Source organism: Kitasatospora sp. NPDC001309 (assembly GCF_042896295.1).
Classification (GTDB): Bacteria; Actinomycetota; Actinomycetes; order Streptomycetales; family Streptomycetaceae; genus Kitasatospora.
In genome coordinates this window covers 12,620-36,165 of record NZ_JBIAXC010000059.1, presented here as the reverse complement: position 1 = coordinate 36,165, position 23,546 = coordinate 12,620, and the positions used below count along the sequence as shown (strand labels likewise).

The following is a 23,546-nucleotide window of genomic DNA, read 5'->3' as shown; positions in this document are numbered from 1 at the left end:
CGCAGGGCGCCCCGGCCGGTGACGCTATGCCCGGACGCCCTTCGCCAGGGCGGCCCGGCCGGCGGCGTCCAGCACCGCCTCCTCGGGCGCCAGGTGCACCCGGCTGCTGAGCACGTCCCGCAGGTAGCGCTCCAGCGGGTGACGCCGGCTCAGTCCCGGGTTGCCGGTGAGCGCGACGGCCTGCTGGACGGCCGCGGTGGCGGCCCGGGTGGCCAGCAGGTGGGCCGGTCCGGTCCGGGCCACCGCGTCCGCCTCGCCCCGGTCCACCCGGGGGGCCAGGCCGTACAGCAGTTCCTCGGCGCCGATCAGCTGGGCGTCGATCTCGCCGAGCCCGGCGCGGTAGCGCGGCAGGGTGCCGAGCGGCTCGGTGAGATTGGCCGGAGTGCGCTGGTTCAGGAAACGGACCAGCCAGGCCTCGGCGGCCCGGGCGACCCCGACCGCCACCGCGGCGAGGGCCAGGTCGTGCCAGGCGCGGGCGAGTTCGGCCTCCTGCGCGTCCTCCCGGCCGGGCGTGCGCAGCCCGAGCCCGAGTTCGAGCGGGACCCGCACCGCGTCGAGGACGACGTCGTGGCTGGCGCTGGCCCGCAGGCCGAGCTGGTCCCAGGTGGGGTCGATCTCCAGGCCCTCGCTCTCCCCGCGGACCAGGAAGGTGCCGACCCGCGGCTCGGGTTCGTCGGTCCGCGCGGTGACGGCCATCCAGGCGAGTGCCTCGGCGCCGGTGCAGTACGTCTTGCGGCCGGTCAGCAGCCAGCCCTCGTCGTCCCGTCGGGCCACCGTCCCGAGCGGCTCGTCCGGCCGGCCGCCGGGCTCCGCCCGCAGCGTGTTGACCAGCGCGGGCCCGCGCCGGGACTCGGTCAGCAGCCGCCGGTAGCCGGCCGCCGGCCAGCTCGCGCGGCGGGCCTGCTCGGCGTGCTGGAGCAGGGTGAAGGCGGTGACCACGGCCACCGAGGCGTCCCCGCGGCCGAGTTGGGCCAGCACCCGGACGGTGTCGGCGAGCGTCCCGCCCGGTCCGCCGTACCGCTGGGAGACCGTCAGGGTGAGCAGCCCGGCCTCGTGCACCGCCTCGATGCCCTGGTACGGGAAGGTCGCGTCGCGGTCGTGCTCCTCGGCGCGGGCGGCGAGCAGGTCGACCACCCGGGGCAGGCCGGCCAGCGCGGCCTCGACCGCCGAGCGGTCGGGCTCGGCGGTGGCGGCGGTCGCGGTGGGAGGGGTGGCAGCGGCGGGAGCGGGCGGGACGGGTGCCGTGGGCGCCGCGGGGCGGGAGGGCCGGGCGGGGGACGCCGGGCGCGCGGGCGGGGCGGAAGGGGCGGGATGGCCGGAATCCGACAAATCGGTTCGGGGACGATCGTTCGGTGAACGATCGTTGGCGGCGATGGTCGTCATGGGGCTGGTGCCTCCGGGCGGCAGCATGGGCTCAGCGGGTGCGGACGGCACGCCGTACGGGCGCGCGAACGGGCCGGCGGCCCCGGAGGCCGGCCCGCGGCCCGCCCCCGGTCTCGGCGCCGACCCGGTCCGGTCGGCCACCCGCCGCCACGGGGGCGAGATCCCCCCTCAGCGGCCCGGACACACCCCGCCGGCGGTCCGGCACAGGTCCAGATGCCTGCGACGGGTCAACAGCGGGAGACGGCACGGCATGTTCGCGACTGTACGAACCGGTGATCGATACCGTCAAGCAGCGTCCGAGCCCTGGCCGGGCCCCGACCGGGCCGCGGGCGGGCACGGTCGGCCGTGCCGGAATCGGCCCCGCCGGAATCAGCCCTGCTGGAACATGTCGGCCGGCAGCGGCTTCAACAGCTGATACAGGTCGTCCGAAATCGGTCGGTCCCACGACGCGATGGTGACGAGCACCCCGTCGCTGCGGCCGAACTGGGCGCAGAACACGCGCTCCTCGCTGACCTTGACCTTCTTCACGATCAGCAGGTCGTCCCCGAGCATCACCGGGAAGTCCTCGGCCGAGGCGAACTCGACCGGCTCGTCGTTCTCCAGCGCCGCGAGCAGCTGCCGCACCTCGAAGGGCACCTCGTCGCCGGTGTCCCGGGCGGGCGAACCCTCGGGGAGGTTGCCGATGAACATCGCCGGGCCTCTGCCGCCGAACAGGTCGTAGCGCAGGAAAATCCCCTGGCAGGAGCCGTCCGGGCCGGTCATCATGGCCGCACCGAAGTCACCGGGCCAGTCACCCGGGTCCATCGCGAGCACGTCGAAGTCCGGGCCGGCGGGCTGTCCGGAGCGACGGCGGAGAAAAGACATGGGAACATCGTACGTGTCCGGCACACCACACTCGCGAGGCGGGTGGGACGCCGACGGGGGGCGGGCGGGAGGTCGACGCTCAGAGACCAATGTTGACTCTGAGCAACCGTCCGGGCTACGTTCGGTTCAGCACGACAGCCGTTCTGGGTTTCACCCTCCGGGGGGACGGCATGTCGCAACGCGGCCCTACACGCGTATCCCTCACTGTGCACTCGTCGTGCCGAACTGCCGAGCACCCAGCTTCGTCGTCGCACACAGCACGAACACACAAGCCAACAGTTCCACTGCAGTTCCGTGCAACAAGAGCCAGATCCGCGGGGCCCCGGCCCGTCGCTCCCGTGGATCTGCTCGGGACGCCGCCGCGTGGGGGCGTGCGGGTCCCGAGCAAACGGTGCCGTCCGTCGAGTCGCTCTCGGCGGTGGTGCCAGCCTCCCGGCGACTGCCGGCCCCTCGTGGGCCGGGACCGGCCGACGCACCCCGGTGCGCAGGGGATGACTGGGAGGTATGGCCTGGCAGTGCTGCCGGGCCGCAACAGCAGGCGCCGTGTCTGGCCGCGTGGGGGCGGTGGGCACGGCGTCTGCCTGTGCTCATACTCTGAGCTGCGTTTGTCTAACAGTCAACAGAAATTCTGACGGGGCACGCTCAAAAGATCATCAGTTGTGATGTTCGGTACCGGAATCAGCGACCCACCCGACCCGCCCGCCCCGGACGCACCGACGGAGCGGACCCGGACGCCGCACTTCTCCCTGCAGCTCGGACCGCTCCGCGGGTGCGCCCGGACGGCGCGGACGATCAGGTGAGGTCGAACTCGCCGTCCCGGGCGCCGAGCACGAAGGCCCGCCACTCGGCCGGGGTGAAGACCAGGACCGGCCCGTCCTCCTGACGGCCGTCCCGCATCCCGATGTACCCGTCCACGAACGCGATCTGGACGTCCCCGACGCCCTGGCTGCTGCACAGCCACTCGGCCCCGGTGAAGTCCACCTTCGGCTTCCCGTTCCGCGCGAGCTCCGGCTCGGCGCCGACCGTCCCGGTGCTCGCCCCGGTGTCCGTACCGCTGTTGACTGCCACTGACCGATCTCCTCCCGACGGCATTCCAGCGCCAGCCTAACCACAGCCACCGGCCCCGGTCAGCGGGTTGGCGAGGTCACCCCCACGTCTGCGCCACGCCTCGGCCGGGTCTCCTGCCATGCCTCGACCGCGTGTTCTGCCGCGCCTCCGCCGCGCGGGGCCGGTGGATCGGCGAAGGGCCCGCGGAGGAGCGGTCGGGGCCCGGTGGGGCGTGTCCCGCCGGACCGGGCCGCGGGCAGCTGCCAGAGTGCTGCCAGGGCGCGTACGGTCCCGCCCGCGCCCCGTTTCACCACCCCAACCTCCACCTCGCCCCAGGGAGCAGCCGATGAGCCGCCGGGACGGCACCCGCGCCGACGTCATCCCCATCTCCGACGCTCCCTCGGCCCACCCGCCGGCCCCCCGCACCCCGCCCTCGCCCACCCCGCTGCCCCGCCCCACCCCGGCGCGGACGGCCGCGCACGGCCGGGTCGGGATCGTCCTGGTCTCGCACAGCCAGGAACTGGCCACCGCCGTACGCTCCCTGGCACTCGCGCTGACCGGATCCGACTCCCCCGCGCCGGTCGCCGCGACGGGCGGCGACCCGGCGGACGGACCGGGCATCAGCGCGGTCCTGGTGGCCGCCGCCACCCGGCGGGTCGACCAGGGCCACGGCGTGGTGGTGCTCGCCGACCTGGGCGGAGCCGTCACCACCGTGCGGGCCCTGCTCTCGGACGCCGACGAGCACGGCCTGCCGTTCCCGGTCCGCTTCGCGAACGCGCCGTTCGTGGAGGGCGCGGTGGCCGCCACCGCGACCGCCACGGCGGGCGGGGACCTGGCCGCGGTGCTCGACGCCGCGGAGGAGGCCTACCGGCAGCACAAAGGCTGAGATCCGTCGGGTGGGCTGAGAGCCGCCACCGGGACGTAGCGCCGCCGGGCCCGCTACGGGCGCTCCCGGCCCTCCCAGGTGAAGACCGCCGGGCCTTGGCACTCCAGCGCGTGGCGCAGCCGGTCGTGCTCGAAGTCGAGCATCGGCGGCAGCTCGTCCAGCCCGAACCAGCCCACCTCCAGCGACTCGTCGTCGTTCACCCGGGCCTCGCCGCCGACGGCCCGGCAGCGGAAGGTCAGCACCAGGTACTGGGTCACGTCGCCGTTGGGGTAGTGGACCGGAGGGGTGACCGTGGTCGAGGCGAGCAGCTCGGGCACGACCTCCACGCCGGTCTCCTCCAGGCACTCGCGCACCACGCCGTCGGCGGGCTGCTCGCCGGGATCGAGGATGCCGCCGACCGACGCCCACCGGCCGTCGTCGGCCCGGCGGGCGAGCAGCACCCGCCCCCAGTCGTCCACGACGACGGCGGCGACGGCGCTCAGCCAGAGCGGACGGTGGCCCACGAGGGAGCGGAGTTCGAGGAGGAAGGGAGGGATCGCCATGCGACGCAGCCTATCCAGCCCGCCGCTCGGGCCTCCGGCCGTCACCGCCACCAGCGGCTCGGGGCGGTCGGGGCCGCGGGAACGCATTCACCGGAGAGGGGGGAAGGGGGTGTCACCCGGAATTGCGGGAGAAGGGGGTGCGGGATTGTCCGATGAGATGAAATTCGGTCGTTCTGACCAAATTCGCTCTATCTGTTAATGCATCTGTTGAAAAGTTGATCGGCTCACGCCGGACCATCCGATCGGACGTCCGACGGAGTGACCCCGAGGGCTCCGTCAGAGCGCGGCACCCCGCCGCCGGACCACCCCGAAGGCGATCCGGCCGAGCAGCAGGACCCCCGCCGCCAAGCAGCCGGCCACCGCCATCGCCCACGCCGGACCGTCACTGTCCGGAACGATCACGGCCACCACGATGCCCAGCACGAGACAGGCCACACCCGCCGCCGTCAGCGGAATCCGGTGGGTGACCAGGGCTCCGCCGCTGCACGCGCGGTTCCAACGGGTCGCGCCGTGCAGGTGGAAGTGATCACGGTCCGCATCTGCCATGAGCCCAAGGTACCCCGGGCGGGCCCCCGAGGCAGCCCGCAGGGAGTGAGGGCCCGGACACCCTGCGCGAGCAGCCCCGCGGGGGTGCCCCTGGCCTGCTCACGCGTGTACGGGCTCCACAATCAGTCCACGAAAAATCCTCGTCCCCCCGGTACAACCATCCGTCCGGTGCAGCGGTCTCAATGGCATCGAGTGATCCAGGAGCCGTTCACGGGACGGGAGAGAACCCCCCACCGAGAACCGGAATACCCAGGGAGCGGAGCCGCCGCCCCCTGGAGCCGGAGGCCGGGCTCCGTCCTCCGGCGGTACCGCCACGCCGCTCGGCGACCAAGGGGGAACCGTTGCCGCAGACCCAGTCCACCCCATCGACCGCCACTGCACGCGCCAGGCCCCGGCCCGGCCTGCGCCCCCTCCCACCCACCACCGGCTGCGCGTCCGACCACCACGGCGCCGGCCGACCCCGACCGGCCGTCGAGACCAAGCGCCTCGACGCGGGTCGACTCGAAACGGTGCGGATCGACCCGACCCTGCTCGACCCGACCCGGCTCGCCGCCAGACGCCTCGACACCCAACACCTGGAGACGAAGCAGGCAGACGCACAGCACACCGCGAAGGAACAGCAGGACGCACGGGGCGAATGGCTGCGGTTCGCCCCCGTACAACCGCTGTTCCGGGCCCGGGCCGCCCAGCGCCTCGCCGTCCTCGCCTACCACGGGGTGACCGACCACCGCTCCTTCGGCGCCCAGCTCGACCGGCTCCGACGGCTCGCCACCCCCGTCTCGCTGGAGGCCGTCCTCCAGGCCGTCACGGAGCGGCGGCCGCTGCCGCCGCGCAGCGTCCTGGTCACCTTCGACGACGCCGACCGGAGCGTCCTCACCCACGCCCTGCCCGCCCTCGACGCCCGTGGCATCCCCGCCACCGCCTTCGTCATCTCCGAACTCATCGGCACCGAACGCCCCTTCTGGTGGCACGAGGCCGACTTCCTCGCCCGCCACGGCGGCCGCGCCCGCTCACTCGACTGCGGCCACCCCTCCCAGCTGCTCCCCCGGCTCAAGGCCATGCCCGACCCGGACCGGCGCCGCAGCCTGCACGAACTACGGGTCAGTGCCGACCGCCGGCCGCCCCGCCAGGAACAGCTCACCCCGGCCGACCTGCTCGCCCTGCGGGACGGCGGGGTCGCCATCGGCAACCACACCCAGGGGCACCCGTGCCTCGGCCGCTGCGACGACGCCACCGTCCGCGCCGAGATCACCGGCGCCCACGAAGCCCTGACCCACTGGCTCGGCGAACCCCCCACCGCCTTCGCCTACCCCGACGGCGGCCACGACCCCCGTGCCGAAACCGTCCTGCAGGAGCTCGGCTACCGGCTCGGCTTCCTCTCCGACCACCGCCTCGGCCCCCGGCTCCCCTCCCACCCGCTCCAGATCAGCCGCCTCCAGGTCGACTCCACCACCAGCATCCGCCGCTTCGACACCATCCTCTCCGGCCTCGAACCCGCCTACCGCCGCTGGCGCCGCCAAGAGGTGGCCTGACCAGCGACACCGCCGCGCGGGAGGTCGACCCGGGCGACTCCCCGCGCGGCGCGGCGCGGGGCTCCGGGACGCACCCCGCCCTGCCTCCCAGGCAGGCTCCCTGCCCGAACGGCACCACCCCACGCACCGGAAGTCGGCCAGGCCGACTTGCTACGCCAGGAGGAAGGGTCTCTGCCCGCCCCGACTCCTCGAGGTCGGGCCCTCCTCCCCATGAGAAGTCGGCCAGGCCGACCTTCCGTGCGGCACGCGATCGTGGGGGGCTTGGCGCCTTGGAGCACGGGACCGCACCAGTATTCGCCCCGGCCCCCTCACCGGCAGGCCCTGACGCAAGAGAAGTCGGCCCGACCGACTTCCTGTACGGGGTGCCGATGGGCGGCGCAGCAACGGATCGGATCGAGACATGCCGGGCGCCGGCGGGATGGAATTGCCACCCCGACACTCGGATTCGGGCCAGGGCGCTGCGGAGCGGGAAGTCGGACGGGCCGACTTTCCGTGCGCGGGAGCGCCGAAGGGGCCGCGCGGGGGTGGGTCACCGGGTGCGGTCCCCGGGGCGCTGGGGTCAGGCGGGGACCGGGGTGAGGGTGAGGCCCTGGGGGTAGAGGGTGGCGGCGGGGGGGAGGGTGGCGGGGGCGCCGGCGTGGAGGACGGTGAGGGTGCCGCTGCCGATGCGGGTGGGGTCGGCGACGCGGCGGAGGGCCTGGGCGGCGACGGCCTCGGCGGAGCCGTGGAGGATCAGGCCCGGGGCGGCGGTGGGGGCGACGGCCGCGCGGATGCGGTCGGCCACCAGTTCGTAGTGGGTGCAGCCGAGCACCACCACGTCGGTGCCCTCCGGGGTGCGGGCGGCCGCGTCGGCGACGGCCGCGGTGATGGCGGCGTCGTCGCCGTGCTCGACCGCGTCCGCCAGGCCGGGGCAGGCGACCTCGGTGACCTCGGCGGTGCCGCCGAAGTCACGGATCAGCCCGCGCTGGTAGGCGCTGCCGGTGGTGGCGGGGGTGGCCCAGATCGCGACCCGGCCGCCGAGGGCGGCGGCGGGCTTGATCGCCGGGACGGTGCCGATGACGGGCAGTCCGGGTTCGAGTTCGGCGCGCAGCGTGTCGAGGGCGTGGACCGAGGCCGTGTTGCAGGCGATCACCAGGGCGTCGGGGCCGAGGGCGGCCGCGGCCCGGCAGCAGCCGAGGGCCAGCTCGGTGACCTCTTCGGGCGTGCGGGGCCCCCACGGCATCGAGGCCGGGTTGGAGGACAGCACCAGGTCGGCGTCCGGGCGCAGCTCCCGGATCGCGGCGGCGGCGGCCAGCAGGCCGATTCCGGAGTCCATCAGTGCGATCTTCACGAGGCAAGACTTTAGTCGATCCACCCCTCGCCGCCGGTTCTGCGGCAGACTGCCGGGGTGACCGTGCTGCTGTGGATCGCCGCGTTCTCCCTGCTGGTCTGGCTCTGGCTGGCGTGCTGCCACGGTTCGTTCTGGCGCACCGACGTCCGGCTGCCGCCGCGCCGTCCGCCGGCCCGCTGGCCGGAGGCGGCGATCGTGGTGCCGGCCCGGGACGAGGCAGCCGTGCTGCCGGTGAGCCTGCCGACGCTGCTGGCGCAGAAGTACCCGGGTCGGGCGCGGGTGATCCTGGTGGACGACCACAGTTCGGACGGCACCGGCGCGGTGGCGGCGGAGCTGCGGACGCTGGACGGACTGGAGCTGACGGTCACCACCCCTCCCCCGCTGCCCGAGGGCTGGACGGGCAAGCTGTGGGCGCTGCGGCACGGGGTGGAGCTGGCCGGCCCGGACGTCCAGTACCTGCTGCTGACGGACGCGGACATCGCGCACGGCCCGGACTCGCTGGCCGAGCTGGTGGCCGCGGCCGAGTCGAACGGGCTGGACCTGGTGTCGCAGATGGCCCGGCTGCGGGTGGAGACCGGCTGGGAGCGGCTGGTCGTGCCGGCCTTCGTGTACTTCTTCGCCCAGCTGTACCCCTTTCGCCGGAGCAACCGCCCGGGTGCGCGGACGGCGGCCGCGGCGGGCGGCTGTTCGCTGGTGCGGCGGGAGGCGCTGGAGCGGGCGGGCGGGGTGGCGGGCATCCGGGGCGCGGTGATCGACGACGTCTCGCTGGCCCGGTCGGTGAAGTCCTCGGGCGGGCGCACCTGGCTGGGCCTGGCCGAGGAGGTGGACAGCGTCCGCCCGTACCCGCGGCTGGAGCAGTTGTGGCGGATGGTGTCGCGCAGCGCGTACGCCCAGTTGCGGCACTCGCCGCTGTTGCTGCTGGGGACGGTGCTGGGGCTGGCGCTGGTGTACCTGGTGCCGCCGGTGGCGCTGGTGGCCGGGCTGGTGGCGGGGGCGCCGTGGGTGGCGGCGGCGGGCGGGGCGGCCTGGGCGTTGATGGCGGGCACCTATCTGCCGATGGTCCGGTACTACGGGCAGCCGGCCGTGGCCGTGCTGCTGCTGCCGTTCACCGCTTCGCTGTACCTGCTGATGACGGTGGACTCGGCGGTGCAGCACTGGCGCGGCCGGGGCGCGGCCTGGAAGGGCCGGACGTACTCCGGGAGGTGAGTCGCGAGGTGAGCCCAGAGGCGATTCCCGAGGCGATTCCCGAGGCGATCCCCGAGGCGGAAAAGGGCGGCGCGGCGGGCCGGTCGGGGCCCATACTGCTCGGATGGACCGTCAGCGGATCTCCCGGCTCGCCCATGCCCACCGCCCGATCGCGGCGCCCCTGTCGGACGGCTCGGTGTCCCGGCTGCTGGAGCGCGCGCTGGGCGGGCAGGACAGCGGCCGGGTGCTGGACCTCGGCTGCGGGGAGGGCGCCTGGCTGCTGCGGGCGCTGGCCGCGCGGCCGGGCTGGCGGGCGGTGGGGGTGGACGTGGACGCCGCGGCGCTGACCCGGGCGAGGGAGGCGGCGACGGCGCTCGGCGTGGTGCGCCGGATCGGCCTGCACCACCGGGACGCCCGGGAGTTCACCGACCGCGAGCCCTTCGACCTGGTGCTGTGCGTGGGCTCCACCCACGCCTTCGACGGACTGCTGCCCACGCTCGCGGCGGCCCGCGAACTGCTCGCTCCCGGTGGGCGGTTGCTGGTCGGCGAGGGGTTCTGGGAGCGGGAGCCGTCCCGGGCCGCGCTGGACGGACTGGGCGCCGTCCCGGAGGACTTCGCGGACCTCGCGACGACCACCGACCGGGTGCTCGCGGCGGGTTGGACACCGGTGTACGGGCACGTCAGCTCGGTGCGCGAGTGGGACGACTACGAGTTCTCCTGGACGGGTTCGCTGGCCGAGTGGGCACTGGATCACCCGGAGGACCCGGACGCGGCGGCCGCCCGCGAGGCCGCGGACGCGCACCGCACCGGATGGCTGCACGGCTACCGGGGGACGCTAGGCTTCGTCAGCTACCTGCTGCGCCGGGACTGAACTCCCCCGCCGAAGGGGCTACTTCTGCGTCCGGGCGAGGAAGTCGTCGATCAGCGGGGCGATTTCGGGCAGCTTCTCCTCCAGGGCGAAGTGCCCGGTGTCCAGGACGTGCAGTTCGGCCCCGGGCAGGTCGCGCAGGTAGGCGCGGGCGCCGGCCTCGATGAAGAACGGGTCGTTGCGCCCCCAGATCACCAGCGTGGGCGGCTGCTCGGCGCGCAGCCAGGCCTGCCAGGCCGGGTAGAGCTCGACGTTGGAGAAGTAGTCGAGGGCGAGCTCGACCTGGATGTCCTTGCGGCCGGGCAGGTCGAGGAAGTGCTGGTCGAGGGTCCAGCCGTCGGGGGCGACCAGGCTCGGGTCGGTGGTGCCGCCCTCGTACTGGCTGCGGGTGACGTCCAGGGTGAGGATCGAGCGGGCGGCCTCCTCGGCGCCGGGGACGCCGCGCCGGTTGGCGATGAACCCCTTTGCCTGGTCGGAGAGTCCCTCCTCGTAGGCGTTGCCGTTCTGGACCACCAGGCCGGTGATCCACTCCGGTCGGCGGGTGGCCAGCCGCAGGCCGACGGGGGCGCCGAAGTCGAAGACGTAGAGCGCGAAGCGGTCCAGGCCGAGGGCGAGGCAGAAGCGCTCGATGACGTCGGCGAGGGTGTCGAAGCGGTACGGGAAGGTCTCCGGCGAGGGGCTGTCGCTGTGACCGAAGCCGGGGTAGTCGGGGGCTATCAGGCGGTAGCGGGTGCCGAGCGCGTCGAGCAGCCGGGCGTACTGGTGGGAGGCGGAGGGGAAGCCGTGCAGCAGCAGGAGGACGGGGGCGTCGGCCGGGCCGGTTTCGCGGTAGAAGACGCGCAGACCGTCGAGGTCGACGTGGTGGTGGTGGTGGACCTGGGGGATCGTCAGCTCGCTCATGCTAACCATTAAAGCGCATCTGAACGGTTAGGCATAGGCCTGTGCGGGAGCGAGCTGACCAGAAGTCACCCGCCGATCGGGGTCCGGTGGCCCTTCACCTGCTCCTGCTGCACCAGGTAGTCGAGCACCTCGGGCATCGCCTCGACGCCGCCGGCCTTGGTCGGCGAGGTCCGGTACTCGCCCTGGACGACCACCGTCGGGAGCTCGTTGATGCCGTAGCGGACGAACTGGGCGGCCGCGTCGTCCACCGACCGCCCCACCTCGGCGGAGCGGTAGGCCGTACGGAAGCGCTGGGCGTCGACGCCGTGGCGCACCGCCCAGTCGGTGGCGGCGGCCTCGGTGGTGAGGTCGGCGTGGTCGGTGTGGATCGAGCGGAACGCGCTGACCTGGAGCCGGTCGACCAGCCCGAGGCGCTCCACGGTGTAGTACAGCCGGGCGTGGGCGCGCTGCACGCCCTCGTCCGAACCGCCCGGCCAGATCGCCGGGACCCGGCGGAGCGCGACGTCGGAGCGGTGCTTCTCGGCCCAGGCCTCCAGCGGCTGCTCCAGCGCCTGGGAGTGGCCGCAGTCGTACCAGAAGAACTCGACCGCCTCGGTGCGGGTGTCCTCGCGCACCGGCTGCGGGTGGTCGAGCTTGACGAACTGCGCTCCCTCGGAGGGGGATCGGTGGGCCACCGCACCGGCCTGGACGGGCGACACGGCGATCCCGGCGGCGATGGCGAGCAGGACGGCGGACCGCAGCAGCGACTTCGAGTTCACACCGGGCAGTGTGGTGCCGACGCCCCGTTACCGGCGAGTCGGTACGGGGCGGCGGGCCCGGATTCGCCCGAACGGCGTAGCCGGGCCGCGGCTCAGCTCGGCGGGCCGCCCGCCCACACCTCGGCGACCAGCCGCTGCCAGTCGTCCACCACCGCGCCCAGTTCGAAGTGCTCCAGCGCGTGCGCCCGGGCCGCGGCGCCGAGGCCCGCACGGTTGCAGGCCAGCACCTTGGCCAGCGCCTCGGCCAGCGCGAGCGGGTCCCCGGGGGCGACCAGCGCTCCGGTGGCACCGTCCCGGACCACCTCGCGCACCCAGCCGACGTCGGTGGCCACGGCGGGCACCCCGGCCAGCGCCGCCTCGATCAGCGCCCCGGGCACTCCCTCGCTGTCGCTGGTGAGCAGCAGTGCGTCCGCGGCCCGGTAGAGCGGGGCCGGGTCGGGCAGCGGGCCGAGGAAGTGGGCGCGGGCGGCGGCCGGGTGGCGCGCCAGGGCCTCCAGCAGCGGGCCTTCCCCGGCGACGGCCATCCGGACGTCGGGCAGCCGGTCGAGCACGTCGAGGGCGAGGTCGAGCCGCTTCTCGGGAGCTATCGCACCGATCCAGGCGACCAGCAGGACGTCGGCGGGCAGGCCCAGGGCGTGCCGGGCGGCACGCCGGTCGTCCCGGCCGTCGGCGGGCGGATAGCTCTCGGCCGCACGGGAGTTGGGGATCACCCGGACCTTGCCGCCGGGCAGTTCGAACTGTCCCTCCAGCACCTCGCGCGCCTCGTCGGTGAGCGTGGTGACGGCCGCGGCACGGTGCATCAGGGCGCCCCCGCGCAGTCTGCGCAGCCGGTTGGCGGTCCAGTAGCGGGGGTGGCCGACCGAGACGTAGACGAAGGGGGTGGGGGTGCCAGCCAGGGCGAGGGCGCAGGCGGCCAGGGTGTCGGAGCCGTGGGCGAGCACCACGTCGGCGGCGCGGGCGGCGGAGCGCAGCGCCCACAGGGTGCTCGGGCGCAGGCGGCCGGGGCCGAGCACGGCGGCGGCGCGCGGCCGGGCGGTGTCGGGGCAGCCCTCGCCGCAGGTCCCCGGGACGACCGTCCCCGCGGTGCACACCCCGGCCGCGCCCGCGCCCGGTCGGGCGGGTGGTACGGCCGGGTGCGGGGCGAGCGCGCACAGCGCGGAGGCCTGGCCCCGGCGGCGCAGTTCCCGGTGGAGGTCACGGGCGAAGTTCTGGGCGCCGCCCCGGCGTTCGTCGCTGATCAGGTGCAGGACGCGCGGGCGGGCTCCGGCCGAATCGGCCGCCGTAGGGTCGGGCATGGACCGACCTTGGCACAGCGCCCGGCGCGGTACAGCCCCTTCGCGCAACCTGGTGGTGGCCCGTGCGCCCGCGCCCGTACACCCGGTGTGCGCTGAGGACCCGCCGTCGTGCGCCGGTTGCGACCGCCGTGCGCCCCGCCTCGCCCCCCGCCGCTCCGCAGGACCGCCCTCCGCTCCCCCGCACGCCGCGTCGGGGACCGGCTCACGCCGCCGGCGCCGCGTCGGGGGCCGCACCGGGGGCCGCACCGGCGGTCACGGCAGCGGCGCGCACCCAAGCGTCACCCCAACGGGTCAACCTCGGGCCGCGGGCGGCCGGACGGCCGGTACGCGCAGGGCCCGTGCCCCGCCCGGGCGTGCCCGCTCCGGGCCGCCGACCGGTTACGCGGATCGGGTGAACGCGGTTGGACCTCGGCCCGCGCCGGTCGGCAGGATGTCCGGCCGGGGCGCCCGCCGTTCTGCCCCATCTCCCCCTTCCCCGTTCGGATTTGGAGTCACCCGGTGTTCAAGGGATTCCGCAGCTTCCTGCTGCGCGGCAACGTGGTGGACCTCGCGGTCGGCATCGTGATCGGCGCGGCCTTCACCGCCGTCGTCACCGGGTTCGTCAGCGCCTTCCTCACCCCGTTGATCGGGGTCGCCACCGGCGCGGTCGGCGACTTCACCCAGAAGACCTTCGAGGTGGGCGGCACCAAGTTCCCGTACGGCCTCTTCGTCAACGCGCTGATCGGGTTCGTGCTGGTCAGCGCGCTCATCTACTTCGCCGTGGTGGTGCCGGTCGGCAAGTTGCAGGACCGCTTCGAGAAGGCCTCGGCGCCGGCCGCCAAGGCCGACTGCCCGGAGTGCCTGAGCTCGATCCCGGCCGCCGCGACCCGCTGCTCCTTCTGCACCAGCGAGGTGGCCGCCCGACCCGGTCTGCCCGCGCAGTCCCAGGCGCTACAGTCGCACTGACGCCCCGGATGGCATCCGGACGGCGGTCGGACCGCTACCGGACCGCGCCCAAACCGGTACCGGACCGCGCCCGGAACGCCCGCTGTGGGCGCTGACGGGAAATTTATTCCCCAAACATTCACGAGCCTCCGCCGGACCGTCGGCGGGGGCTCGAATGCGCCGGCGCACGCCCTGTCCGCAAAAGTTTCTCCACAGCGTCCCCGAACGGCCATCGGCCCGTCACCGCAAGGCCTTGCGGGGGCTGCGTCCGGGTGCTGTTCGATCACTGACGGGGTGCCAGGACTGTCCGGAACTGAACGCCGGTATGTCCGTTCTTCCTACTTTCGAAACCTTTGTGCGGGCGAAGACTGTGTAAACACTCGAACTGCTCCCCCTCCCGCTCTCCTCAGCAGGCGCATTGTGGGCTTACCGTATGCCCCATGACCTCGCCCCGCTCCTACGACGGAGTCGGCTACCCCTCTCCGTCCTTCTCCTCCGGCACGCCGATCTACGACAGCCTCGTGGCTGAGCGCGGCGTCCCCCAGATCGCACCCATCAACGTGCCGGCGGCCCTGCCCCCGGCACTGTCCTCCGGTTACGGATCCGGCCTCGGCCAGTCCTACGAGAACCGGTACGGCAACGGGTACGAGAGTGCCGGCAGCAACCTCCCCGCGCTGCCGCCCGCCCGCCTCGCCCTGGGCCCCGGCCCGAGCAGCGGCCCCTCCGCCGGCCCGGCCACGGCGTACATCCCGGCGCAGCCCGCGCCCGCGTACGCCTCCGCGCCGCAGCCGCCCGTCCCCGGTTACGGCGCCCCCCAGCCGTACCAGCGACCGCAGCCCGCCGCCCCGACCTTCGCGCAGACCGCCGGCGGTGGCTACCAGCCGACCGGCGGCCAGAGCTTCGGCGGCCAGAACACCTTCATCGGCCAGGGCGGGCAGCAGACCTTCGGCGCGCAGCCGACCGGCGGACCGGCCGGTTTCGGCCAGGGCCAACCCGGCGGCCCGCAGGGCGGTCCGCAGGGCTTCGGCGGCCAGCAGTCCTTCGGCGGCCAGAACCCGGCCGGCCCCGGCTTCCAGGGCCAGGGCGGCGACCAGAGCTTCGGCGGCGCCCAGCTGCGCCCGGCCATGGCGCCGGTCGCGCCGGTCCGCCCGATGCAGCCGCAGCGCCCCGGCCCGTACGGCGAGCCCGGCGGCTACCAGCAGGGCGGCTACCAGCCGCAGGGCCAGGGGTACTGAGCCCGAGCACACCACGGGGCCGCCCCCACCGGCCACCACCCGCACCACCTGAGCACCACCCGGCGCCCCCCGAACGCCGGGCGAACGGAGAACGGGTCATCCACGGACCGCCCGGAACGCCCCCCACGGCGTACCGGGCGGTCCGTGCGCGTACGGGGGCCGGGAGAGGTCCCGGACCGGTGCTCCCCCACCGGTCCGCAGCGGTCGCGAAGCGCCCCGGGGCAGCCGCGTCCGCCCCGATCGCTGCTGGCAGGATGGAGGGATGCACCTCACCGGACTCCACGTCTACCCCGTCAAGTCGATGTACCGCCTGAGCCCCGACAGCGCCGCGGTCCATCCCTGGGGTCTGGCCGGAGACCGCCGCTGGATGCTCGCCGACCCCACCGGACGCTTCGTCAGCCAGCGCGAGAACGCCGCCCTCGGACAGGTCCGGGTCGACCTGCTGCCGGACGGCGCACTCGCGCTGACCGCCCCCGACGGCTCCCGGATCGAGGTCGCCGCGCCCGCCGCCGACGCCGGCGACCCGATCGCCGAGGTCGAGGTCTGGGGCACCCGCTTCCGCGCCGTCGAGGCCGCCAAGGACGCCCACGAGTGGATCGCCGACCGCCTCGGCGACTACCGCCTGGTGCACCTGGACGACCCGCGCGCCCGGCCCGTCGACCCGGAGTACGGCCGGCCCGGCGACACCGTCTCGATGGCCGACGGCTTCCCGCTGCTGCTCACCGCCACCGGCTCGCTGGAGCGGCTCAACGAACTGATCGCCGCCGAGCACCCGGACGGCCACGAGACCCTGCCGATGGAACGTTTCCGCCCCAACGTGGTGGTCGCCGGCTCCGAGCCCTGGGCCGAGGACGGCTGGCGCCGGATCCGGATCGGCGCGCTCACCTTCCAGGTGGTCAAGCCCTGCGGCCGCTGCGTGGTCACCACCACCGACCAGGAGAGCGGCGAGCGGCGCGGCCCCGAGCCGCTGCGCACCCTGGCCCGGCACCACCGGCTGCTGCGGAGGGCCGCGTTCGGACAGAACCTGATCCCCGAGCGCCCGGCCGGTGTCGAGGGCGACGTGCTGGGGACGCTGCGCCTCGGCGACGACGTCGAGGTCCTGGAGGACGGGGCGCACTGGTCCCCCGACCAGCGCTGACGCCACCACCGCGCCCTGCCCCGACTCCCGCGCCCTGCCCGGAGCGCGGCCTCCGGCCCGCCGGCACGGAACTCCGGCTGTGCGCGCTCGTTGAAGCAAGTGGTCGGAACCTGTGGCCGCGGTGGGCGCCCCCGGTGCCCGCCCGTGCCGAGCGGCCCCGGGCGGGCGCACCGGCCGGTCCGGACGGACGGACGGATCACCCGTCCGGGCGCGCTACGGTGGGCGGACGGCCCGCGCACCCCCGCGCCCACGGCCCGTTGATCGCCGGCACGACGAAGGTGGGGACGACAGATCGTCATGGCTGAGCACAGGGTCCGGGTCACCCAGGACAGCGCATCCCGCTGGCGCCGCCGCGCGGGCGAGTACGACACGCTCGCGGAGGCCCTGGCCGCCGCCGAGCCGGGCGACACCGTGACCGTCCGGCCCGGCACCTTCCGGGAGAACGTGCTGCTGGACAAGCCGGTGACGATCGTTGCGGCCCAGGGCCCGGGCACCGTCCGGATCGAACCGGCCTCCGGGGTGGCGATCACCGTCACCGCCGCCGCGACCGTGCGCGACCTGGTGGTCGAGGGCGGCGACAGCTCCGCCCCGGCCGTCCTGGTCACCGGAGCGCAGGCGACGCCCGCGTTCAGCGGCTGCCGGATCGAGACCCGCTCCGCCACCGGGGTCGAGATCGGCGGCGGCGCCCGCCCGACCCTGCGCGGCTGCGTGGTCGCCAACCCCGGCGGCCTCGGGCTGCGGCTGCGCGGCGAGGGCACCGCCGCCGCCTTCGAGGACTGCGAGGTCGCCGCGGCCGGCCAGGCCGGGCTCGCCGTGCTCGGCGGGGCGACCGCCGCCCTCGACCGCTGCCGGATCCACCACGCCTCCGGCGCCGGCGTGCTGCTCTCCGACCCGGGCAGCGCCGCGGAGCTCACCGGCTGCGAGATCTACGAGATCCGCGGCAGCGGCGTGCAGGCCGAGGCCCAGGCCGGCGGGCGGCTGGTCGACTGCGACATCCACCGGGTCACCGGCAACGGCCTGACCCTGGACGGCGAGGCCGAACTGGTGCTCACCGGCTGCCGGGTGCACGACCTGCCGGAGAACGGCGCCGACCTGCGCGGCCGCGCCAAACTCCGCCTCTCCAACAGCACCGTGCGGGACTTCGGGCGCGGCGCGCTCTCGGTCTGGGACCAGGGCACCGAGGCGGTCGCCGAGTCCTGCCGGATCCACGGCTCCACCGGTGAGTACCCGGCGCTGTGGGTCAGCGACGGCGCCCGGCTGACCCTCACCGACTGCTCGCTGTACGACCTGCCGGACGCGCTGTTCGTCCTCGACCGGGACTCCGCGGCCGTCGCCCGGGGCTGCTCGTTCAGCCGGATCCGCAGCTCGGCCGTCTCGGTCAGCGGCGGGGCCACCGTCACGCTCGCCTCCTGCCAGGTGCAGGAGGCCGGGACCGGGCTCTGGTTCCGCGACCACGGCAGCGGCGGACTGCTCACCGACTGCGAGATCTCCGACGTCGCCACCGGGGTGATCGTCACCAAGGGCGCCGACCCGGTGCTGCGCGAGTGCACGGTACGGGCCAGCACGGACGCCGGGGTGTACGTCTCGGCCCAGGGCCGCGGCACCTTCGAGGACTGCCGGGTCTCGCACGGCAAGGGCTTCGGCTTCCACATCATCGACGGGTGCCGCACCCAGCTCACCCGCTGCCGGGCGGAGCAGAACGAACGGGCCGGCTTCGAGTTCTCCGAGCCCGGACCGGTCGCGGAGGGGTGCACCTCGGACGACGTGGCCCCGCCCGCCCCGGCCGGCCCGGGCACCGCCGGACGGCCCGAGCTGCCCGCCCCGAGGCCCGCCCAACACGCCACGGCGGCACCGGTGTCGACCGCCCTCTCGACCTCTCCGGTGGCGGGCTCCGCCGCCGCGGCGACGGCCACGATCGCGCCGATCCCGGACTGCCGCCCGGCCGACGAGGCGCTCGCCGAACTGGACTCGCTGGTCGGCCTGGCCACGGTGAAGCAGGAGGTGCGCACGCTGATCGACCTGATCTCGGTCGGCCGGCGCCGCCGCCAGGCCGGCCTCAAGGCCCCCTCGCTCCGCCGCCACCTGGTCTTCACCGGCGCCCCCGGCACCGGCAAGACCACCGTCGCCCGGCTGTACGGCGAGATCCTCGCCTCGCTCGGGGTGCTCCAGCGCGGCCACCTGGTCGAGGTGGCCCGGGTCGACCTCGTCGGCGAGCACATCGGCTCCACCGCGATCCGCACCGCCGCCGCCTTCGACCGGGCCCGCGGCGGGGTCCTCTTCATCGACGAGGCGTACGCCCTCGCCCCCGAGGACGGCGCCCGGGACTTCGGGCGCGAGGCGATCGACACCCTGGTCAAACTGATGGAGGACCACCGGGACGCGGTGGTCGTCATCGTGGCCGGCTACACCGCCGAGATGGAGCGCTTCCTCTCCGCCAACCCCGGTGTCTCGTCCCGCTTCTCACGGACCGTCACCTTTCCCGACTACACGGCGGACGAACTCCTGGAGATCGCCCGGGCCCAGTGCGCGGAGCACGAGTACGCGCTCTCCGAGGCCGCCGAGGGCGCGCTGCTGGACCACTTCGGCGGGCTGGAGCGCGGCCCCAACTTCGGCAACGGGCGCACCGCGCGGCAGGTGTTCGAGACCATGGTCGAGCGCCACGCGGTGCGGGTGGCCTCGCTGGCCGACCCGTCCACGGAGGAACTGCAGCTGCTCGTCCCGGCGGACCTGCCGGCTGCAACTCTGCCGTAGGCCGGCCGGCGGGACGGCGGGACGGCGGGACGGTGCGGGAACTCCCCGTCGGCGACGGGGCGTTGGGCCGGTCATGGAAACGCTTCTGACGGGCGCCGCGGGCGGACTGCTGTTACCGGCCGGGCTGGTGGTGCTGTTCTTCCTCGGCGCGGTGGTACGGCGACTGCGCAGTCGGCACGCCGCCCCGGTCGGGCGCGGCGCCGGTGCGACCGCGACGGAGGAGCTGCACGCGCTGCTCTACCCGGGCAAGCGGGCACAGCTGGAGCAGCGCCGGGTCGAGCTGGTGCTGCGGGACGACGAGCACGACGGCGCACCGAAGCGCACCGGGATCGACCTCGCGGGCGGCCGGGCCGTGATCCGACGGGGTGCGGGCGGGTGACGGACGACGGATGACAACTGACAGATAACAGATTTTGAAATCTGTTATCTGTCAGTTGTCATCCGTCAGTTGTCAGTCGTCACCCGCCAGCCGACGACCCGTCAGCCCGTCCAGGCGCCGCCCGCCAGGAAGTCCTCCAGGGCGGACCGGTACGGGGCGATGTCGATCCGCTCACCGGCCAGCCAGTCGTCCGAGTAGTACTTGTCCAGGTAGCGGTCCCCCGGGTCGCAGATCAGGCCGACCACGCTGCCCGTCCGGCCGGCCGCCCGCATCTCCGCGACGATCCGCAGCGCGCTCCACAGTCCCGTCCCGGTGGAGGCACCGGCCTTCTTCCCGAGCACCTGCTCCAGCAGCCGCACCGCGGCGATCGAGGCGGCGTCGGGCACCTTCATCATCCGGTCGACCGCCCCGGGCACGAAGCTCGGCTCCATCCGGGGCCGCCCGATGCCCTCGATCCGGGAGCCGCTCGCGCAGACGGCGTCCGGGTCGTGGTTCACCCAGCCCTCGAAGAAGCAGGAGTTCTCCGGGTCCGCGACGCAGATCCGGGTGTCGTACTGCATGTAGTGCACGTACCGGGCGATGGTCGCCGAGGTGCCGCCGGTGCCCGCGGTGGCCACGATCCAGGCCGGCTCCGGGTGCGGCTCCAGGCGCAGCTGGGCGAAGACCGACTCGGCGATGTTGTTGTTGCCGCGCCAGTCGGTGGCCCGCTCGGCGTAGGTGAACTGGTCCATGTAGTGCCCGCCGGTCTCCTCGGCGAGCCGCGCGGAGGCCTCGTAGACCTCGTCCGAGCGCTCGACCAGGTGGCACTCGCCGCCGTGGAACTCGATCAGGTCGATCTTGGCCTGGCTGGTGCTCTTGGCCATGACGGCGATGAACGGCACCCCGATGAGCTGGGCGAAGTACGCCTCGGAGACGGCGGTGGAGCCGCTGGAGGCCTCGATCACCGGCTTTCCGGGGCGGATCCAGCCGTTGCAGAGCCCGTAGAGGAAGAGCGAGCGGGCCAGCCGGTGCTTGAGCGAGCCGGTCGGGTGGGTGGACTCGTCCTTGAGGTAGAGGTCGATCCCCCACTCGGCGGGCAGCGGGAAGCGCAGCAGGTGGGTGTCGGCGGAGCGGTTGGCGTCGGCGTGGACCTTGCGCACCGCCTCCTTGAGCCAGTCGCGGTACTGCTGGTCGGAGCGGTCGACGTCGACGGTCGGCTCGATGCCGACGATCCCACCGGACTGGGTGCTCATGGTCACGTACTCCCTCGTTGCGGCCCCCCGCTGCTCACTACGAGTGTACGAGAGTCACGATAAGTGACCGTTTTCGTAGGCCCAGCTTCCGCTTATCGCCCCTCGCGGCCCGCCCGCCGCCCGCCGCTTGCCGCGCGCCACCCGCTGCCCGCTGCCCGCCTCCTCAGACCGGCACCGACTGCGGGTCCGCGAGGTACGGCCCCCAGCCGAGCTCGGCGGCGCCCGCGAGCGCGCCGTGCGCCAGCTCCGCGCCGACGATCGGCACCCGCCCGCTGCGCCCCCACAGGCTGCGGTCGGCGACCACCGCGCGCAGCCGGTCGGGGGCGGCCTCCAGGAGGTCGAGGTGCAGGCCGCTGAGCACCACCCGGTCCGGGTTGAGGATGTTGGCGACCCCGGCCAGCCCGAGCCCGAGCCGGTCGATCACGTGCTCCACCGCGGCCCGCGCCCGCTCGTCGGTCGCGGCCGCCCAGCACAGCTCGCGCGCCTGGTCGAGCAGCGGGCGGCCGGGCTCCGGGGTGAGGCCGGCGGCGGCGAACAGCGCGTCCGGGTCGGTCTCGGCGTTCAGGCAGCCCCGGTTGCCGCACGCGCAGGGGCGGCCCTGCGGGTCGACGGTGAGGTGGCCGACCTCCAGGGCGAGCCCGGCGCTGCCGGTGTGCAGGTGCCCGTCGATCACCAGCGCGCCGCCGACGCCGCGGTGGCCGGAGGTGACGAAGAGCAGGTGCCGGGCACCGCGCCCGGCGCCGTGCCGGTACTCGGCGAGGGCGGCGAGGTTGGCGTCGTTGGCGATGACGGCGGGCAGCGGCCGCACGGCCTTCGGGCCGTGGTCGGCGCGGCCGACCTCGACGTCGTAGAGGTCGGCGACCGGGGTGCCGCTGGGCCAGGCGAAGTGCAGCGCGGCGAGCGCGGTGCCGTCCGGCTCGGTGACCGGGTTGGGCAGTGCGAGCGAGGCGGCCAGGCAGCGGCGGTCGGTCGCGCGGGCCAGCTCGGCGCCGGCCTGGGCGACGGCGCGCAGCATCCGGACCGGATCGGTGGCGGCGGGCAGCGGCAGGTGGACGGGCGGGTCGAGCAGTCCGCCGAGTCCGGCCAGGGTGACGCTCAGGCCGTCGGCGTGGATCTGGCCGGCGACCACGACCGGGCCCTGCGGGTCGATCGCCAGCCGGTGCGAGGGACGGCCGCGACCGCCGCCGGCCGGGCGGGAGTCGACGGTGATCAGGCCGAGCGCCTCCAGTTCGGCCGTGACGGCGCCGGCGGTGGCCCGGGTGACGTCCAGCGCGCGGGTCAGCGCGGACCGGGTGGGCGTCTGGCCGGTGTGGATGAGCGAGAGCGCCGGGCCGAGCAGCGTCCGACCGCGGTCGGGCGCCGCGCGGCGGTGGGCGTCGCGCTGCGCGTCGGCGTCGGTCCCGGAGCGGGGCCGCGGGCTTGAAGGTGAGAGCTGCACGCCCCTATTGTGACTTTGTGTCGCTTCGAAACAAAATCAGTTCCCACCGCCACGCCGACCCGGCCTCCCCCCAGTCTCGCAGCACACCCCCGGTCGCGGACAGCCCCTGGGGCGCCGCACGGCTCGCGCTCACCGCCTTCTTCGCCGTCGACGGCTTCCTGTTCGCCGCCTGGGTCGTCCGCATCCCGGACGTCCGCAGCCAGGTCAACGCCTCGCACAGCGCCCTCGGACTGGCCCTGCTCTGCCTGTCCGTCGGCGCCGTCCTCACCATGCCGGCCGTCGGTCGGCTCTGCCTGCGCTACGGTTCGCGCCCGGTCACCGTGGCCTCGCTGGCCCTGCTCGCCCTCGCCGTCCCGCTGCCCGCGCACACCCATTCGGTGTACTCGCTCGGCGGGGTGCTGTTGCTGTTCGGCGCCGGGTACGGCGGCGCCAACGTCGCCATGAACAGCGCCGCCGTCGACCTGGTCGCCCAGCTGCGCCGGCCGGTCATGCCCAGCTTCCACGCCGGGTACAGCCTGGGCGGGCTGCTCGGCGCGGGCATCGGCGGACTGCTCGCCGAGCGGCTGACCACCGCGTGGGCGCTCGCGCTCGGCGGCCTGCTGGGACTCGCCGTGACCGTCGGCGCGGGCGTCGTCCTGCTGCGCAGCCCGGCCGCGCCGATGGTCGCCCCGGACCGGACCCCCGGCCCGGCCGACGCTCCAACCAGCGTTCCGGCCGGCGCTCCGGCCGGCGGGAGGCACGTCCGCCTGCTGGTCCTGCTGCTCGGCCTCACCGCCCTGTGCACGGCGTACGGCGAGGGCGCCGTCGCCGACTGGACCACCCTCCACCTCACCGACGACGTCCACGCGGGCGCGGGCACCGCCGCCGCCGGGTACGCCGCGTACGCCTTCGCCATGACCAGCGGACGGGTGGGCGGCACCTGGCTGTCCATCCGGCTGGGCCAGAACCGGCTGATGCTGCTCGGCGGACTCACCGCCGCGGCCGGCATGCTGCTCGCCGCCCTGGCCCCGTCGGTGCCGGTGGCCATCGGCGGGTTCGTCCTGGTCGGCCTCGGGCTGGCCAACCTGTTCCCGCTCGCCATCGCGCGCGCCGGTGCGGCGGGCGGGCCGCAGGGCGTCGCGCTCGCCTCGACGCTCGGGTACGGCGGGATGCTGATCGGGCCCGTGGTGATCGGCTTCCTCGCCGATGCGGTCGGACTGCCGCTCGCCCTGACCACGGTCGCGGTCGCGGCCACCGCCGCGGCCCTGCTGCCGCTGACGGTCCGGCGGCACTGACGGCCGGGCGACCGGGCAACCGGGCAACCGGGCGGGGCT

At 74.8% G+C, this 23,546-nt stretch carries 22 protein-coding genes; 10 read left to right on the top strand and 12 right to left on the bottom strand.

The features are described from left to right. Positions 1-24: 24 nt before the first annotated feature. The 4 genes from ACFY2K_RS38345 to ACFY2K_RS38330 form a co-directional block, all read right to left on the bottom strand. The gene (locus ACFY2K_RS38345; protein ID WP_387717277.1) at positions 25-1,329 is read right to left on the bottom strand and encodes an acyl-CoA dehydrogenase family protein; all 1,305 of its coding nucleotides are present in this window, start codon (positions 1,327-1,329) and stop codon (positions 25-27) included. Positions 1,330-1,551: 222 nt separating this feature from the next. Further along, positions 1,552-1,635 carry a putative leader peptide gene (locus ACFY2K_RS38340; protein WP_380642323.1) on the bottom strand — a complete coding sequence of 28 codons (84 nt, stop codon included), beginning with the start codon at positions 1,633-1,635 and terminating at the stop codon, positions 1,552-1,554. Between the two features lie 117 nt (positions 1,636-1,752). Then, positions 1,753-2,247 (bottom strand): hypothetical protein, encoded by a 495-nt coding sequence (locus ACFY2K_RS38335; RefSeq protein WP_375892343.1) that lies wholly within the window; start codon positions 2,245-2,247, stop codon positions 1,753-1,755. A 792-nt stretch (positions 2,248-3,039) separates the two neighbouring features. Then, on the bottom strand, positions 3,040-3,228 hold the full coding sequence (locus tag ACFY2K_RS38330; protein ID WP_360243590.1) for a DUF397 domain-containing protein: 189 nt from the start codon (positions 3,226-3,228) through the stop codon (positions 3,040-3,042). 412 nt (positions 3,229-3,640) lie between these two features. On the opposite strand from ACFY2K_RS38330, the gene ACFY2K_RS38325 reads away from it, so the two are divergent. Continuing rightward, positions 3,641-4,180, top strand: coding sequence for a PTS-dependent dihydroxyacetone kinase phosphotransferase subunit DhaM (locus ACFY2K_RS38325; protein WP_380525620.1), 540 nt, complete (start codon positions 3,641-3,643; stop codon positions 4,178-4,180). 53 nt (positions 4,181-4,233) lie between these two features. Here ACFY2K_RS38325 and ACFY2K_RS38320 read toward each other — a convergent pair whose 3' ends face one another. Then, positions 4,234-4,722, bottom strand: a complete 489-nt coding sequence (locus tag ACFY2K_RS38320; RefSeq protein WP_380525619.1) for an NUDIX domain-containing protein — start codon at positions 4,720-4,722, stop codon at positions 4,234-4,236. A gap of 276 nt (positions 4,723-4,998) precedes the next feature. Then, the gene (locus ACFY2K_RS38315) at positions 4,999-5,268 is read right to left on the bottom strand and encodes a hypothetical protein (protein ID WP_375892349.1); all 270 of its coding nucleotides are present in this window, start codon (positions 5,266-5,268) and stop codon (positions 4,999-5,001) included. 341 nt (positions 5,269-5,609) lie between these two features. Here ACFY2K_RS38315 and ACFY2K_RS38310 point away from each other — a divergent pair, with 341 nt between their 5' ends. Continuing rightward, positions 5,610-6,800 (top strand): polysaccharide deacetylase family protein, encoded by a 1,191-nt coding sequence (locus ACFY2K_RS38310; RefSeq protein ID WP_380525618.1) that lies wholly within the window; start codon positions 5,610-5,612, stop codon positions 6,798-6,800. Between the two features lie 559 nt (positions 6,801-7,359). Here the strand turns inward: ACFY2K_RS38310 and ACFY2K_RS38305 are convergent. Beyond that, on the bottom strand, positions 7,360-8,130 hold the full coding sequence (locus ACFY2K_RS38305; RefSeq protein ID WP_380525617.1) for a glutamate racemase: 771 nt from the start codon (positions 8,128-8,130) through the stop codon (positions 7,360-7,362). 57 nt (positions 8,131-8,187) lie between these two features. Here ACFY2K_RS38305 and ACFY2K_RS38300 point away from each other — a divergent pair, with 57 nt between their 5' ends. Together ACFY2K_RS38300 and ACFY2K_RS38295 are read left to right on the top strand one after the other, a co-directional pair. Beyond that, positions 8,188-9,336: a glycosyltransferase gene (locus tag ACFY2K_RS38300; RefSeq protein ID WP_380525616.1), complete on the top strand. Its 1,149-nt coding sequence runs from the start codon at positions 8,188-8,190 to the stop codon at positions 9,334-9,336. A 103-nt stretch (positions 9,337-9,439) separates the two neighbouring features. After that, positions 9,440-10,186, top strand: coding sequence for an SAM-dependent methyltransferase (locus ACFY2K_RS38295; protein ID WP_380593210.1), 747 nt, complete (start codon positions 9,440-9,442; stop codon positions 10,184-10,186). A gap of 18 nt (positions 10,187-10,204) precedes the next feature. Here ACFY2K_RS38295 and ACFY2K_RS38290 read toward each other — a convergent pair whose 3' ends face one another. From ACFY2K_RS38290 to ACFY2K_RS38280, 3 genes are all read right to left on the bottom strand, one after another. Further along, positions 10,205-11,083 carry an alpha/beta fold hydrolase gene (locus ACFY2K_RS38290; protein ID WP_387717273.1) on the bottom strand — a complete coding sequence of 293 codons (879 nt, stop codon included), beginning with the start codon at positions 11,081-11,083 and terminating at the stop codon, positions 10,205-10,207. Between the two features lie 65 nt (positions 11,084-11,148). After that, positions 11,149-11,841 (bottom strand): thiol:disulfide interchange protein DsbA/DsbL, encoded by a 693-nt coding sequence (locus tag ACFY2K_RS38285; protein ID WP_380642304.1) that lies wholly within the window; start codon positions 11,839-11,841, stop codon positions 11,149-11,151. 92 nt (positions 11,842-11,933) lie between these two features. Beyond that, positions 11,934-13,136 (bottom strand): glycosyltransferase family 4 protein, encoded by a 1,203-nt coding sequence (locus ACFY2K_RS38280; RefSeq protein WP_387717271.1) that lies wholly within the window; start codon positions 13,134-13,136, stop codon positions 11,934-11,936. 498 nt (positions 13,137-13,634) lie between these two features. Here ACFY2K_RS38280 and mscL point away from each other — a divergent pair, with 498 nt between their 5' ends. From mscL to ACFY2K_RS38255, 5 genes are all read left to right on the top strand, one after another. Continuing rightward, positions 13,635-14,081, top strand: a complete 447-nt coding sequence (gene mscL / locus ACFY2K_RS38275; RefSeq protein WP_375892363.1) for a large conductance mechanosensitive channel protein MscL — start codon at positions 13,635-13,637, stop codon at positions 14,079-14,081. A 419-nt stretch (positions 14,082-14,500) separates the two neighbouring features. Continuing rightward, positions 14,501-15,295, top strand: coding sequence for a DUF6643 family protein (locus ACFY2K_RS38270; RefSeq protein WP_375892364.1), 795 nt, complete (start codon positions 14,501-14,503; stop codon positions 15,293-15,295). A gap of 262 nt (positions 15,296-15,557) precedes the next feature. After that, entirely contained in the window at positions 15,558-16,433 is an 876-nt protein-coding gene (locus ACFY2K_RS38265; protein WP_380525612.1) for an MOSC domain-containing protein, read from the top strand. Positions 16,434-16,730: 297 nt separating this feature from the next. After that, complete coding sequence (locus tag ACFY2K_RS38260) at positions 16,731-19,184, top strand: right-handed parallel beta-helix repeat-containing protein (protein ID WP_387717268.1); 2,454 nt, start codon at positions 16,731-16,733, stop codon at positions 19,182-19,184. 73 nt (positions 19,185-19,257) lie between these two features. Continuing rightward, positions 19,258-19,563, top strand: a complete 306-nt coding sequence (locus ACFY2K_RS38255) for a DUF6191 domain-containing protein (RefSeq protein ID WP_380525611.1) — start codon at positions 19,258-19,260, stop codon at positions 19,561-19,563. Positions 19,564-19,664: 101 nt separating this feature from the next. On the opposite strand, the gene ACFY2K_RS38250 is transcribed toward ACFY2K_RS38255, so the two are convergent. Then, positions 19,665-20,795 (bottom strand): PLP-dependent cysteine synthase family protein, encoded by a 1,131-nt coding sequence (locus ACFY2K_RS38250; RefSeq protein WP_375892372.1) that lies wholly within the window; start codon positions 20,793-20,795, stop codon positions 19,665-19,667. 163 nt (positions 20,796-20,958) lie between these two features. Next, the gene (locus ACFY2K_RS38245; protein ID WP_375892374.1) at positions 20,959-22,233 is read right to left on the bottom strand and encodes an ROK family protein; all 1,275 of its coding nucleotides are present in this window, start codon (positions 22,231-22,233) and stop codon (positions 20,959-20,961) included. A 17-nt stretch (positions 22,234-22,250) separates the two neighbouring features. On the opposite strand from ACFY2K_RS38245, the gene ACFY2K_RS38240 reads away from it, so the two are divergent. After that, positions 22,251-23,507 (top strand): MFS transporter, encoded by a 1,257-nt coding sequence (locus ACFY2K_RS38240; RefSeq protein ID WP_387717266.1) that lies wholly within the window; start codon positions 22,251-22,253, stop codon positions 23,505-23,507. The last annotated feature ends 39 nt before the right edge of the window (positions 23,508-23,546 follow it).

Excerpts from the sequence above, each read along its gene's own strand:
- ACFY2K_RS38260 (WP_387717268.1), top strand. The coding sequence starts at position 16,731 with ATGGCTGAGCACAGGGTCCGGGTCACCCAGGACAGCGCATCCCGCTGG.
- ACFY2K_RS38250 (WP_375892372.1), bottom strand. The coding sequence starts at position 20,795 with ATGAGCACCCAGTCCGGTGGGATCGTCGGCATCGAGCCGACCGTCGAC.
- ACFY2K_RS38255 (WP_380525611.1), top strand. The coding sequence starts at position 19,258 with ATGGAAACGCTTCTGACGGGCGCCGCGGGCGGACTGCTGTTACCGGCC.
- ACFY2K_RS38280 (WP_387717271.1), bottom strand. The coding sequence starts at position 13,136 with ATGCCCGACCCTACGGCGGCCGATTCGGCCGGAGCCCGCCCGCGCGTC.
- ACFY2K_RS38265 (WP_380525612.1), top strand. The coding sequence starts at position 15,558 with ATGCACCTCACCGGACTCCACGTCTACCCCGTCAAGTCGATGTACCGC.
- ACFY2K_RS38290 (WP_387717273.1), bottom strand. The coding sequence starts at position 11,083 with ATGAGCGAGCTGACGATCCCCCAGGTCCACCACCACCACCACGTCGAC.
- ACFY2K_RS38325 (WP_380525620.1), top strand. The coding sequence starts at position 3,641 with ATGAGCCGCCGGGACGGCACCCGCGCCGACGTCATCCCCATCTCCGAC.
- ACFY2K_RS38320 (WP_380525619.1), bottom strand. The coding sequence starts at position 4,722 with ATGGCGATCCCTCCCTTCCTCCTCGAACTCCGCTCCCTCGTGGGCCAC.
- ACFY2K_RS38315 (WP_375892349.1), bottom strand. The coding sequence starts at position 5,268 with ATGGCAGATGCGGACCGTGATCACTTCCACCTGCACGGCGCGACCCGT.
- ACFY2K_RS38340 (WP_380642323.1), bottom strand. The coding sequence starts at position 1,635 with ATGCCGTGCCGTCTCCCGCTGTTGACCCGTCGCAGGCATCTGGACCTG.
- ACFY2K_RS38295 (WP_380593210.1), top strand. The coding sequence starts at position 9,440 with ATGGACCGTCAGCGGATCTCCCGGCTCGCCCATGCCCACCGCCCGATC.
- ACFY2K_RS38270 (WP_375892364.1), top strand. The coding sequence starts at position 14,501 with ATGACCTCGCCCCGCTCCTACGACGGAGTCGGCTACCCCTCTCCGTCC.
- ACFY2K_RS38335 (WP_375892343.1), bottom strand. The coding sequence starts at position 2,247 with ATGTCTTTTCTCCGCCGTCGCTCCGGACAGCCCGCCGGCCCGGACTTC.